Source organism: Apibacter sp. wkB309 (assembly GCF_002964915.1).
Classification (GTDB): domain Bacteria; phylum Bacteroidota; class Bacteroidia; order Flavobacteriales; family Weeksellaceae; genus Apibacter.
Genome location: NZ_PSZL01000022.1, coordinates 640,796 through 653,265, shown reverse-complemented (window position 1 = coordinate 653,265; position 12,470 = coordinate 640,796). Strand labels below are relative to the sequence as shown.

Here is a 12,470-nt window from a genome sequence, read left to right as displayed (position 1 = left end):
ATATCTTCACTAATCTCATAAACTTTGCAAATAATCAACCGGTTATAGTTAATATCATACCCGGTTCCTCCCTTTACTTTATTGCCCGGTCATACATCATATTATCCTAATTTGTTGAATCAATAAAATCAGTTATTTTATAGTATAAAACAAAAATTTACATCGATGAAGATAAATTAAGAATTAAATACTTGACAATGGGACACAATAAGTATATTTGTAAACACTATACTAAACTTTGTATATGTATAAAATAATAAAAATTCTTGTAGTAAGCAGCCTAATAATTTCATGTGCACGTGTTGGGAGTCCAAGCGGAGGTCCTAAAGATATTACACCTCCTAAATTTTTAGGCTCTAAACCGGATACATTAGCTACAAATGTTAATCCTAATACTAAAGAAATTGTATTAAATTTTGACGAATATGTGATTTTGAAAGACATAGCACAACAGGTCATCATTTCACCACCTCCCGCAATTACCCCAACCATTTCTCCTGTTGGTACGGCTAGGAAATATGTAACCGTCCGTTTTTATGAACCGTTACTTCTGAATACTACCTATACTATCAATTTTGGATCGAGTATTCAAGATAATAACGAAGGAAATAAATTAAACAATTTTTCCTATACATTTTCTACGGGAAATACAATTGATAGTCTACAAGTTAATGGTACGGTTAGGCAAAGTTTAAAAAAAGAATTGGCAAACCCAACGATCGTATCCTTGTATAAGATTGAAAAAGATAAATCAGGTAAAGATTCCATAAATTTAAAAAATAAACCGTATTACATTTCAAGAGTAGATTCTGCAGGAAATTTCAGATTAAAACATTTGCATGAAGGAAAATATAGATTATTGGCATTTAATGATCTAAATTCAAATTTAATTCCTGACACGGATAAAGAAATGGTGGGATTTGCAGCAAAAGATATTAATCCTCTGTATCCGGAAACTTATTCATTAGTATTGTCTCCTGTAAAGCAATCGTATAAAGTTTTAAAAGCAGAACAAGAGGGACAAGGCATAATAAAAGTTAAATTTAAAGGACACCCAGATAAGTTAAGTATAACTCCTGTTGATCATGATTTTCCTTCTTATAAAATAGAACATCAGCCCTTTGCCGACAGTTTATATGTATATTTTAATAATGCAGAATTCAAAAAAACAGATAAGAAATTTAGAATAAAATTACTTTTAAAATACCTTCAAAAAGTAGATACGCTTAATTTATTATATGATAATACCTTAAAGTCAGAGTTGTCAATTACCCCCATCGAAAAAGAAGTTTCACCCACTACCTGTTTTATGTTAAAAGCTTCCAATTATATTGATCGGATTGACAAAAACAGAATAGAAGTAAGTAAAAATAATGAACCCATAAATTTTAATGCGGAAATAGATTCCTTAAATGCTAAAAATATTGCTATTAAATTTCCTGTATCTTATGATACAGAATACAAGGTTACCATCAAAGATCAATCATTTAAAGATTTTTTAAATCAAACTAATAAAGATACGTTGTCATATGTTATTAAAACCAAAAAGCAGAATGAATTTGGAAATTTAAGTATCAGATTACAAAATAAGCCTGATTCAAAATTTTTCTTTCAACTGGTAAATGAAAAATACGAAGTATTGGAAAATATTTATGGATCACAAGATACTTTTATATTTCAAAACATGAAACCGGGAAAATATTTGATTCGTATATTGGTGGATGAGAATAATAACGGAATTTGGGATCCGGCAGATCTGGAAAATTTCAAACCGGCAGAACCTACCTATTTATATCCCAATGTTATCGATGTCAGACCCTTATGGGATATTAATGAAGTTTGGATTTTATAAATTCAGTATCCATATTTAAACTATAAACGGTAATTGATTACTCATGAAGAAAGTATTGCTTTATGGAATTATCATTTTTTTATCTTTTCAATTAATTCAAATAGATAAAGAAAATCCATCGGTTAACAAAAAAATAGACTATAACCAAATAACACATACAACTCCTGAAATACAAAAAATTTTAAAAAAAGTCTGCTATGATTGTCATTCCAATGAAGTAAATTATCCATGGTATTCATCCATTGCTCCTGTATCATGGTTTATTAAAGAACATGTAAATCAAGGAAAAGAATACGTTAATTTTTCAGAATATGGTAAATATAATCGTTATCAGAAAGAACATATTAATTCATCCCTATACCGAGTAATTGAAAATAAAACCATGCCCCTCAACAGTTATCTTTGGATGCACAAAGAGGCGAATTTATCGGAAGAAGATTTTATCCTTTTACTTAATTGGTTTCGTACACAATGTAGCATAAAAAATTAAAAATGCATACATTTTGTAGATACCTGTTAGATGGAAAATGTAAAAGGAATATTAAATCAATCAATAGAACAGGATAGTAATGAGTTTATATCATAATTTTATGAAACCTATTAAAAAAGGAGACACTATTTTAATTGTTGCACCGGCAGGAGCAGTTAAAAAAGAGGACATTCAACCGGCAATAGATTTAATTACTAAACAAGGCTGGAAATATGAAATAGGTAAAAATACATTCAATCATTATTATTTCGGATATAATTATTCGGGAACAGTAAAAGAAAGGTTGGAAGATTTGCAATGGGCATTAGATCATCCCCGAGCTAAAGCTATATGGTTTGCCCGAGGCGGCTATGGAGGAGTGCAACTAGTGGATTTTTTAAAATTGAATAAATTTAAAGAAAACCCTAAATGGTTAATCGGATATTCGGATAATACGGTTTTTCATCAGCATTTTAATAGAAGAGGAATTCCTACTTTACATGCAACCGTTTGTAAATCATTACCGCAAGGACAGTCAGATGAAACCTATACAACCCTTGTGGATGCTTTAGAGAATAGAAAACTTGAATATGAAATAGAAAGCACTTCTTTTAATAAACCAGGAAAAGTTGAAGGAATTTTGACAGGAGGCAACCTATCGATTTTATACAGTCTGTTAGGAAGTAGATCCTTAGATCATTGGGAAGATAAAATTATATTTATGGAGGATTGGTATGAAAATTATTATCATATTGATCGAATGCTGATCGGATTGAAAAGAGCGGGAGTACTTAATAAAATTAAAGGATTACTGGTAGGAGCTTTTACGAAAATGGATTCAAAAGATGAAAATAAATTCTATGATGAACCGTTTGATCAAGAAGCCTATAAAATTATTGCTTTACGATTTCAAAAATACAATATTCCCATGGCATTTGGTTTTCCCGGGGGACATATTTTCGATACACGCGCCTTAATGATGGGAGGAAACATAATTCTAGATATACAAAAAGATAAGGTTTTTCTTAGAAATACAATGTAATAAATAGATATAGTTTATAGAAAATAAATATTTCAGATCCGATTATATATAAAAGGAAGTACCATCTGTAAGCTTAAAACTTACCTCAAAGCATGAAAATCCTAAATACAGTAAATGTTATACTGTATTTAGATTATAAGATTATAAATTTTTATTAATTAGAAAATACTATTTTCTTTTTTGCGATATAATTGATTATAGATACTGCGAAAATAGCGGCAGCTTTACAAAATACTATGTCTCCTATAGTATAAAAGTAAAAATTAATGGGTTTATTAACGAAGAAATGAAAAAACGCAAATGCTCCCCAGCTCATAAACATAGTAATTATAGAAAGGCTAAAAAATAATACAAATTCCTTTCTTCTGGAATGTTTGCCTCGTTCAAAAACATAGCGAATGCTAAAAAAATAATTGCTTAAAATACCCGCTCCGGTAGATAAAAGATTGGATAATGGATAGGCGTTGGACTTGTTTTCAAAGGAAAAAAAATGAGGCAGCATATTAGGCAAGCTTAGTAATTTCATACAAAAAATTTCAATTACGGCACTTAAGGCTCCTGCTAGAAAAAACAAAACTAATTGTTTTTTGTGCTTATTTATGGAAGTGATCACTTAATAGAAATTATTAAAAATTTTTACAAAAATAGATTAATTTTTTTTATTTCTGTAATTTTGGATTAAATAAATAATAATTTAAAACATAGATTGAATATGTCAAGCAAAGATTATATGAAATATACTCCGCAAGAATTTTTAAATAAAACTCCTAAAGAATTGGGATTCTTTTTTCCGGCTGAATTTTATCCTCATAAATCTACTTGGTTATCTTGGCCGCACAAAGAATTATCATGGCCGGGTAAAATTGAAAAAATCTATGCCCCATATGCGCAATTTATAGCAGAGGTATCTAAAGGGGAAGAAGTTAATATAAATGTGGTTAGTGTTGAGATGAAAGACTTTGCCATGAGTTATATAGAAAAAACAAATGCTAATTTGGATATGATCAATTTTTACATTCATCCGACTGATGATGCATGGTGTCGCGACCATGGTCCTGCGTTTGTAATTAATCCCCATTCATTAGAACATAAAAAAGCCATTGTAAATTGGAATTATAATGCCTGGGGTGATAAATATCCTCCTTATGATTTGGATAATGAAATACCTCTTCATATAGCCAAAGAAGAAAGATTACCTGTTTTTAATTCGGACATAGTGATGGAAGGTGGTTCCGTTGAGTTTAACGGTAAAGGAACGGTACTAACATCTAAGTCATGTCTACTTAATAAAAACAGAAATCCTCATTTAAGTCAAAGTCAAATTGAAGAATATCTAAAAAATTATTATGGAGTAAATCAAGTCCTATGGATCGATGAGGGAATTGTTGGCGATGATACAGATGGTCATATAGATGATACCGTACGTTTTATAAATGAAAATACCGTACTTGCTGTGGTAGAAGATAATAAAAATGATGAAAACTATCACATATTACAACATAATCTAAAACAATTAAAAGCTATGAAACTTCCCGATGGTTCTCCTTTACAAGTAATAGAATTACCTATGCCCGAACCGGTATATTACGATGGATGTCGTTTACCTGCTTCTTATGCAAATTTTTACATAGCTAATAAATCAGTGATTGTACCAATTTTTAATGGTGAAAATGATAAACGAGCGTTGGATATCATAAAAAAATGTTTTCCTAATAGAAATGTAATAGGAATAGATTCCACTGATATCATTTGGGGATTAGGTAGTTTCCATTGTTTGAGTCAACAGGAACCGGCGATTTAATAGCTATAATTAAAAAAGTGGAATGGATCTTTTTAACGATTTAATTTGAACCCAAATTATCTGAAACAAAGAACACTTTTTGATTTACAAATGAAGAGATAAAAATGCTAGTTTCTAACAAATTAAAGTAAATAAAAAAGTCGCAATTATATTGCGACTTTTTTATTTGTATGATATATCATTATACGTATCTTTTTAAATGATATTGTTGAACTAATTTTATAATGCCCAACCATTAAAACTGTTTATTTCTTAATTAGCCAAAGCTAAACAAGAAAACACTGGTTCAGGATAAACTCCCAAAAGGATTATTAAAATTACCAATATAACAGCAATAACATTGTAAATAATTGGAGCTTTTTTAGCCTCATTTAATTCTTTATAACCCGGTTTAAAATACATGGCAATGATTAGCTTAAGATAGTATCCAATACTAATTGCAGATCCTATAATAGCTATAATGACTAATATCGGTTGAGTATATAATGCTTGTGAAAACAACGTAAATTTAGCAATGAATCCGGAAGTTAACGGAATACCTGCCATAGATAAAAGAGAGATTGTAGTTACCAAAGCTAAGATGGGTTGTTTCTTGGCCAGCCCGTTGAAAGCATTTATATCGGTAATACCATTTGAAATTCTTTCGATATAAATAAGGCTGATAAAAGCACCTATAGTTGATAGTGAATAAGCTAATAAATAGAATGCTAATGTATAGATAGAATTAGCATCCGTGTTAAAATAAATTAGCAATAAATAACCGGCATGCGAAATACTGGAATATGCCAACATTCTTTTAGCATTTTTTTGCAATACACCTACAATATTGGCAGATAATAACGTTAAAATCGCTGCGTAGAAAATTATATATTGCCATTGGTTTAATTGACCGATAAAAGCTGTTTCAACCAATTTATATAAAGCAACAAAACCTGATATTTTTACTACGGAAGCCATAAAAGCCGTGATTAGGGAAGGAGAGCCTTCATATACGTCCGGAGCCCAAAAATGAAAAGGAACTATGGATATTTTAAATAGTAACCCGACTAACAATAGAATTATACCGGTTATGTACATGGTAGGGTAGTGAGTCGCTTGTATGCTGTATAAACGAATGGTTTGTAAATCAAAAGATCCGGTTATACCGTATATTAATGCAATTCCGAAAAGTAAAAATCCGGTTGCAAATGCTCCTAACAGGAAATATTTGATAGAAGCTTCATTGGAACGTAAGTCATTCTTATTGCTTCCTGCTAATACATATAAAGGAATTGATAAAATTTCTATACCTAGAAATAAAGTAATTAAATTTTGGTAGGAGAAAAGGACTATACCGCCACAAAGTGCAAAAAGCATTAAGCTATATACCTCTGCCTGATGATGATCTATGAGACGAAATGCATATTTTCCTAAGAATACGATTAACAAAGTGGTTAAAATAGATATTTGAGTAAATATTTTGGCCGTTTGATCAAAAGCAAACATGGACGCATATCGTGTGAAAAAAGGACTATCTCCGTAAAAAGAGACGATCAAAGCGATAAGTAATCCTAAAATTGCAAATGGTTGAGAGTATTTTCCTTGCCCGAAAACACCTGAATATAAACTCAGAATGGCTGCTGCGAAAATAATGATGGTGATGCTCATTATATTTTTAGTATTTTTTGTAAAGTTTTGCTGCCAAAGTTACAATTTTTGATGAAACTGTGAAATTAAAAAATGAAAATAGTATCGTATTATAATAACGCCGATATATTTGATAAATTTATGAAATATAATAAGTTGTTTTAAATTTCAGATGCCTTGCCAATTTATAGATTTTATCTTAACACTTAGTAATAGTATTATTTATTTACCCATTTTTCATCAGTTTTCCGGCAATATTTTTATGCTATATAATAGGTAGGATATTAAGATATAGTACCAAAAAAGTAAAAAGATTGTTTCAACAATCTTTTTACTTTTTAAAGCTATAGTAATTTAATAAATTTATTTACTTACTAAGGCAAAATGTCCGGGAGATACGCCGGTTGATTTCCACCATTGTAAGTCGCCATTTTTTGAAAAATAATATATTTTTCCATTGGAAACAAAATCCATAGCATCTCCAATATAAAAGCTTCCATTTTCAGGATCGGCAATTATCCCATACGGAGACATAATTTCAGACTTTGAACCCTCTTTGATTAATTCAGAACTTATCACTTTTTGTGTATCTATATTTATAATACCATAATTATTTATAGTTTTTCCTGAAGAATATTCCGATCCATAAAAATAAAGTTTTTCTTTATAAAAAGTGAAGTCTGAAACCGCTAAATCCAGTGTATTGATGACTTGATCAGTCGATGGATCAATAACAGCAACGAAAGGTTTTAAATTAGCATAATCGCCTCTTGAAGTAACCCAAATATGATTATTCTTATCTTTTCGTATTCTATGTAAGTTCTTACCGACTTCGATATCATTAATTTTTGTAAAACTGTTCATGTCAATTACAGAAACCGTTGTGTCATAATCCGGAGAATAATAACCTCCTGAATTAGCAACATAAAGCTTATTATCTACAATAGTCATTTCTTCCGGATTGCGTCCGACAGTAACTTCATTTACAATGGTGCCGTTAGTAAGATCAACTTTGGCAACATATCCTTGTCCGTTGGGAGTAGAACCGGCATATGAAGATACATATGCATAGTCGCCGTTAAATGTAATGTATCTGCAATTTGGAATAGTTATTTTTCCTATATGTTTGGCTGTTTTAGCGTCCATAATTTCAACATAATTGGAACCGTTGATTACGGCATACATTTTATCCTTATAAATTTTTAAATCATTACCGGTGTCGCCCAATCCACCTTGATCAGGGTTGATTTTAGTAAAATAGTTATTAAAAAAATCGGCTGTATCATAATCAAAATAGGATAGAGAAGAGTTGTTTTGTTGATAATTACCTTCATTCAAAATATATAACCCTTTTTTGGCATCCGGTTGGGATATAATGTTTGAATCATCTTCAGACCATGAATCGTCATTACTACAAGAAACAATGAACCCTGTAATAATTATTAAAATTGGTACTAAAAATTTCCTTGCTACCATAGTTTCTAGTTTTTTCATATGTTTAATTTAATGATGATCGTATAGTTTCTACCCGGCATGGGATAATTGGCTACTATGTCGTAATATTTATTAAAAATATTATTGATTTGTAAAGATGCTTTGCATTTGATATGAGTTAAAAATAATTCTCTTGAGAGTTGTATATCATGAGTATACCAGGCTTTTACATGATTATCAGGATTATTAGAAGGAGAATTGTACCGTTCTCCTGTATACATAAAGCTATAATTTAGATTCCAATCTCTGTAAGCAGCTTCTAAAGTAAATGTTCCACTGTGCCAAGGTATATAAGGAAGTTGATTTTTATAATTTAAAATAGGAGAAGATAAATTTTGTGCATCTTCATACGTATAGGTTACAAGGGTTGAAACTAAAACGTTTTTTACTAATATTGAAGTCTTAGAAGATAAATCTAATCCTTTTATTCGTGCTTTACCAAAATTTAACATGGTCCAACGAAATTGTTGTCCTTTAGGATATGCTATGATTTTATCTTTGACCGTATTATAATAGGCATCAATAGTAAAATCAAAATGAGTACAACTACCGGAAGTAAAGTTTTTATTTATACGAATACCTGCATCAAACTGATTAGTATATTCAGGTTTTAAGTTTGAATTTCCAAAATCCGTATAGTATAAATCATTAAATGTTGGCATTCTAAAAATTCTCTTGTAAAAACCATGAATGCTAATATCTTTAGAATGTAAAGGTTGGTAATTTAAGAAAACAGCAGGAGTAAATTCATTTCTGTCTGAAGCTGTACCCATGCTGTTCATGTGTTTAGTTTTTTCTTGCACAAATGTACCTAAAACACTTGTTTGAATTTTAATTTTATCCCAATGAAAAGCAGTAGCCAAAGCGATCATTTCTGTATTCCTCGAAGGAGAAGCGAAATTTTTTAAATCGGCATTCATTCCGTTATGTTGGTAATCTGCAGATAAAGAAATATCCCAAAAAGAAAATAAAGTAACCAGTTGTGAGGAAGAAATATATAGTTCATCCTGTTTATAAGTATTATTGATATGATTGGAAAATTTATTTCCCCAAATAGGGTCATTAAAAACTTCTAAATTTTTATAATGGGTAAAATCATGAGCATATTTAGCGTTTAATGCTATTCTGTATTTTGTGCTGATTATTTTTTCAAAAGAACCCTGCAAAAAGAAATTACGATCCCATTGTTGAGCAAACTGATACCTTTTATAAGAATTTTTTAAAACGGCACCGGGTATTCCTCTGCTTGAATCATAATAATATCCTTTCAGATTCCATTTACCATTAGGTAGGGTACCAAATAAATTTCCTTCTGTTCGAAAAGCACTTATGTTACCATTTTGTCTTACAGCGATCGTATCCCAATTACCTTTCTTTTGTTGAAATTTATATTTTCCATCTGAATTAATATATTCCATACTAAGAGAAGATGAAATTAATGTGGATAATTTTTGTTCCCATAGGAGGGAGGGGTTAATTAAATGAAACGATCCGGAACGATAAGTGGCACCTATATTAGTTTTTTTTTCACCCGTAAAAACAGGGCGTTTGGTAGTTAAATAGATACTTCCGGCAGAGCCGAAATCTTTAGCGGGTTGGAATATTTGACTTTTTTGTCCGTTGTATATTGAAATTGATTCTAAATTATCCATGGAAAATTTTCCTAAATCAACCATTCCATTTTGAGCATTTCCTACTGCTATTCCATCATAAAATACACCCACATGTTCGCTTCCCATTCCTCGGATATTAACAGTTTTCATTCCTCCGACACCTCCATAATCTTTAAGTTGAATTCCTGAAAATAATCGTACGGCATCAGCTACCGAAGAGCTGTTTAGATTTTCTAATTCTTTTCCTTTCAATTCTTGGAAAGGAATTATTCCCTTATCATTTCTTTTTCCCGTTGTCAGTATTTCCTGTAATTCTGTTACAGTTATGCTGTCTTTTTTTTCTTGGGAATAAGATAATGGACTCATCAGGCTTATTAAAAAAGCAAATACACTATATTTATGATTGATGTTCATCATCATGGAGTCGAATATCCTAAATTACAGATATAGTAAACTAGTTTCCGGAAAAGTAAACAGGAAAAGTGAATATGAAATGCTTTTAATGTTTCAGCCTTGTTCCACGAAAGCTTGTAAAACTATAGTTAAATTTGGCAGGTATTCTGACTTACTTCATTTTAAGAACCTTCCCAAGAAACCAACTCCTCAGTGGTATATCTCTTAAAACGTATTAGAAGATTACAGCAGCGGGCCTGTTTCGGATTTTACCGAATTCCCTTTTAAGATTGCGTATTTATCGGTAAATAACAATCACCAAATTTAGGCAAATATAAATAAATATTTTTAGGGCATCTTTATTGATTATTTGGGTCGTACTAATAATTCTAAAAAAAGATTAATTTTTTAAACGAACTATAGTAAGTTGAATTAAAAAATCATTAGATTTGAATAATGAACGTACAACTTCCTGAAAAATTATATTATTCTATAGGCGAAGTAGCGCAGGCTTTTAATGTTAATACTTCACTTATAAGGTTTTGGGAAAAAGAATTTGATAGTATTTCACCCAAAAAGAATAAAAAAGGAGACCGTTTTTTTACCCCAAAAGATATTGAAAATTTTAAAATAATTTTTCATTTAGTAAAAGAAAAAGGATATACCTTAGAAGGAGCAAAAGTTGTTTTACAATCACAAAAAAATTTATCCAAAAAAGTTGAAATCATTGCTCGTTTAGAGTTAGTGAAGGCAGAATTAATTAAGTTAAAAGAATTATTAGACGAATAAAAATTTAAATAAAGACAATATGAAATTACCTAAGTTTTTAATGGCAGACAATTCAGATTTTCCTGAAGATTTATTTGTTGTGCATACAGAGTATCCTAGATTTATATTAAATGTAGAAGAAGAGGAGGTTGAATGGTTCGACGATTTGGAAGGAGAAGAAGAAGAGGTAGCTAATGAAGTAAATTCATTGATTCAACAAGCATTCGATTTTTGCGATGCTGAAATCGAAAAATACGAAGATGATGAAGAGGAGTAATGACTTCTTAGATTAAATTATGATATTAAAAAAGTAAGCAGTACATCACTGCTTATTTTTTTGCTCATTGATTCGATTGGATTAATTTAATAAATGATATATTTTTTTAATCATCAACAGCACACCCCTGGTTCCTATATTGATTTTTAAATTTTTCTGACCATTTTTTCCATTCTTCCGGTTTTATTTTTTTATTATTTTCATTTTTCAAGAATGATAGGATGTAATCTTCTGAGAAATCCTTAGGAAAATTTTGCATGGGATCAAATGCATCATTATACCATTTTTCATTAATTAAATAATTAAGTTGATTTACATCAAAATCGAATCCATAATTATGATAGGAATTGGTAGCAGAAGAATTAAACGTAGTTTTCATAACTTCATGATTTAATTGAGCGATCATGTTTTTGTGTTTATGCTTTCTAAAATACAGGGTAGCATTGTATAATTGTTTTTTTTCATCAACTTTTCCATTAATATTTTCCCAAGTTTTAAGCCAAAATTCTTTTTTATGAACACCCATAAGTATTGAAATTAATATCCAATATTTAGTTTTAGTAGTGTTAGATACCAAACCCAATTTGTATAAAATGCTAAAAAACTTATATTTATTATAAAAAAAACATTTCAGAATGAAAGGAGGAGCAGTAAAAAGATCCGGATAAATGGAAATTATATCGGAATTGATTTTATTATGTTTAAACTGATCAACAAAATTTTTATTTCCCGACCAACCTAATTTGAGTAAGGATATATTTTCTTTTTCCATTACTTCATTGATTTCATTCACATTAATTTTTCTCGTAAACCAAACATCATCTTCCGTTATAATGAAATAATCTGAAGCTTCTTTTACTGAATTGATCCACAGTTGAGTAGGGATTTTAAAACCATTTATATCTTTTCCTGACTTTAAATTTTCTTTAATTGCTTCTTCCTTTTCTGTATAATTTTCAGATTTTATAATTTTAATGGATGGATACTTTAATTTAATTTTATTTAGATATTTTTCAGGAGTTCCATCATCTAATACTTTAACTAAATAAGTACCCATTACAAATTTTTGGATACTGGCTAAACATCTGTCCAAATAAAAGGGGCGGTTAAAAGATTTAATTAAAATATCCATAGT

General features: G+C 30.0%; 11 protein-coding genes and 1 riboswitch. Of the genes, 6 read left to right on the top strand and 5 right to left on the bottom strand.

Annotation, left to right across the window (positions count from 1 at the left end; translation table 11 throughout):
* Window positions 1-244: 244 nt before the first annotated feature.
* From C4S75_RS08795 to C4S75_RS08785, 3 genes are all read left to right on the top strand, one after another.
* Window positions 245-1,852 carry an Ig-like domain-containing protein gene (locus C4S75_RS08795; RefSeq protein ID WP_105297922.1) on the top strand — a complete coding sequence of 536 codons (1,608 nt, stop codon included), beginning with the start codon at window positions 245-247 and terminating at the stop codon, window positions 1,850-1,852.
* Window positions 1,853-1,895: 43 nt separating this feature from the next.
* A complete protein-coding gene (locus C4S75_RS08790; protein ID WP_105297921.1) occupies window positions 1,896-2,342 on the top strand; it encodes a heme-binding domain-containing protein in 447 nt (148 codons plus the stop codon).
* 100 nt (window positions 2,343-2,442) lie between these two features.
* Window positions 2,443-3,363, top strand: coding sequence for an LD-carboxypeptidase (locus tag C4S75_RS08785; RefSeq protein ID WP_158254243.1), 921 nt, complete (start codon window positions 2,443-2,445; stop codon window positions 3,361-3,363).
* A gap of 154 nt (window positions 3,364-3,517) precedes the next feature.
* Here C4S75_RS08785 and C4S75_RS08780 read toward each other — a convergent pair whose 3' ends face one another.
* Window positions 3,518-3,976 carry a GtrA family protein gene (locus C4S75_RS08780; protein ID WP_255410613.1) on the bottom strand — a complete coding sequence of 153 codons (459 nt, stop codon included), beginning with the start codon at window positions 3,974-3,976 and terminating at the stop codon, window positions 3,518-3,520.
* A 99-nt stretch (window positions 3,977-4,075) separates the two neighbouring features.
* Here C4S75_RS08780 and C4S75_RS08775 point away from each other — a divergent pair, with 99 nt between their 5' ends.
* On the top strand, window positions 4,076-5,164 hold the full coding sequence (locus C4S75_RS08775; protein WP_105297919.1) for an agmatine/peptidylarginine deiminase: 1,089 nt from the start codon (window positions 4,076-4,078) through the stop codon (window positions 5,162-5,164).
* A 252-nt stretch (window positions 5,165-5,416) separates the two neighbouring features.
* On the opposite strand, the gene C4S75_RS08770 is transcribed toward C4S75_RS08775, so the two are convergent.
* The 3 genes from C4S75_RS08770 to C4S75_RS08760 form a co-directional block, all read right to left on the bottom strand.
* Window positions 5,417-6,811: an NADH-quinone oxidoreductase subunit N gene (locus tag C4S75_RS08770; RefSeq protein WP_105297918.1), complete on the bottom strand. Its 1,395-nt coding sequence runs from the start codon at window positions 6,809-6,811 to the stop codon at window positions 5,417-5,419.
* A gap of 342 nt (window positions 6,812-7,153) precedes the next feature.
* Window positions 7,154-8,284: a YncE family protein gene (locus C4S75_RS08765; protein WP_105297917.1), complete on the bottom strand. Its 1,131-nt coding sequence runs from the start codon at window positions 8,282-8,284 to the stop codon at window positions 7,154-7,156.
* A complete protein-coding gene (locus C4S75_RS08760) occupies window positions 8,281-10,263 on the bottom strand; it encodes a TonB-dependent receptor (RefSeq protein ID WP_105297916.1) in 1,983 nt (660 codons plus the stop codon). The genes C4S75_RS08765 and C4S75_RS08760 overlap by 4 nt, the downstream gene beginning before the upstream one ends.
* Before the next feature lie 166 nt (window positions 10,264-10,429).
* A riboswitch (cobalamin riboswitch) is annotated at window positions 10,430-10,628 on the bottom strand.
* A gap of 118 nt (window positions 10,629-10,746) precedes the next feature.
* Between C4S75_RS08760 and C4S75_RS08755 the strand changes: the two genes are divergently transcribed.
* Together C4S75_RS08755 and C4S75_RS08750 are read left to right on the top strand one after the other, a co-directional pair.
* Window positions 10,747-11,079: a MerR family transcriptional regulator gene (locus C4S75_RS08755; RefSeq protein WP_105297915.1), complete on the top strand. Its 333-nt coding sequence runs from the start codon at window positions 10,747-10,749 to the stop codon at window positions 11,077-11,079.
* Between the two features lie 19 nt (window positions 11,080-11,098).
* Window positions 11,099-11,335 carry a hypothetical protein gene (locus C4S75_RS08750; protein WP_105297914.1) on the top strand — a complete coding sequence of 79 codons (237 nt, stop codon included), beginning with the start codon at window positions 11,099-11,101 and terminating at the stop codon, window positions 11,333-11,335.
* Between the two features lie 106 nt (window positions 11,336-11,441).
* Here the strand turns inward: C4S75_RS08750 and C4S75_RS08745 are convergent, their stop codons facing one another.
* Window positions 11,442-12,467 carry a glycosyltransferase family 2 protein gene (locus tag C4S75_RS08745; RefSeq protein ID WP_105297913.1) on the bottom strand — a complete coding sequence of 342 codons (1,026 nt, stop codon included), beginning with the start codon at window positions 12,465-12,467 and terminating at the stop codon, window positions 11,442-11,444.
* Window positions 12,468-12,470: the final 3 nt, after the last annotated feature.

Excerpts from the sequence above, each read along its gene's own strand:
- C4S75_RS08755 (WP_105297915.1), top strand. The coding sequence starts at position 10,747 with ATGAACGTACAACTTCCTGAAAAATTATATTATTCTATAGGCGAAGTA.
- C4S75_RS08785 (WP_158254243.1), top strand. The coding sequence starts at position 2,443 with ATGAAACCTATTAAAAAAGGAGACACTATTTTAATTGTTGCACCGGCA.
- C4S75_RS08790 (WP_105297921.1), top strand. The coding sequence starts at position 1,896 with ATGAAGAAAGTATTGCTTTATGGAATTATCATTTTTTTATCTTTTCAA.
- C4S75_RS08760 (WP_105297916.1), bottom strand. The coding sequence starts at position 10,263 with ATGAGTCCATTATCTTATTCCCAAGAAAAAAAAGACAGCATAACTGTA.
- C4S75_RS08775 (WP_105297919.1), top strand. The coding sequence starts at position 4,076 with ATGTCAAGCAAAGATTATATGAAATATACTCCGCAAGAATTTTTAAAT.
- C4S75_RS08765 (WP_105297917.1), bottom strand. The coding sequence starts at position 8,284 with ATGAAAAAACTAGAAACTATGGTAGCAAGGAAATTTTTAGTACCAATT.
- C4S75_RS08745 (WP_105297913.1), bottom strand. The coding sequence starts at position 12,467 with ATGGATATTTTAATTAAATCTTTTAACCGCCCCTTTTATTTGGACAGA.
- C4S75_RS08770 (WP_105297918.1), bottom strand. The coding sequence starts at position 6,811 with ATGAGCATCACCATCATTATTTTCGCAGCAGCCATTCTGAGTTTATAT.
- C4S75_RS08750 (WP_105297914.1), top strand. The coding sequence starts at position 11,099 with ATGAAATTACCTAAGTTTTTAATGGCAGACAATTCAGATTTTCCTGAA.
- C4S75_RS08795 (WP_105297922.1), top strand. The coding sequence starts at position 245 with ATGTATAAAATAATAAAAATTCTTGTAGTAAGCAGCCTAATAATTTCA.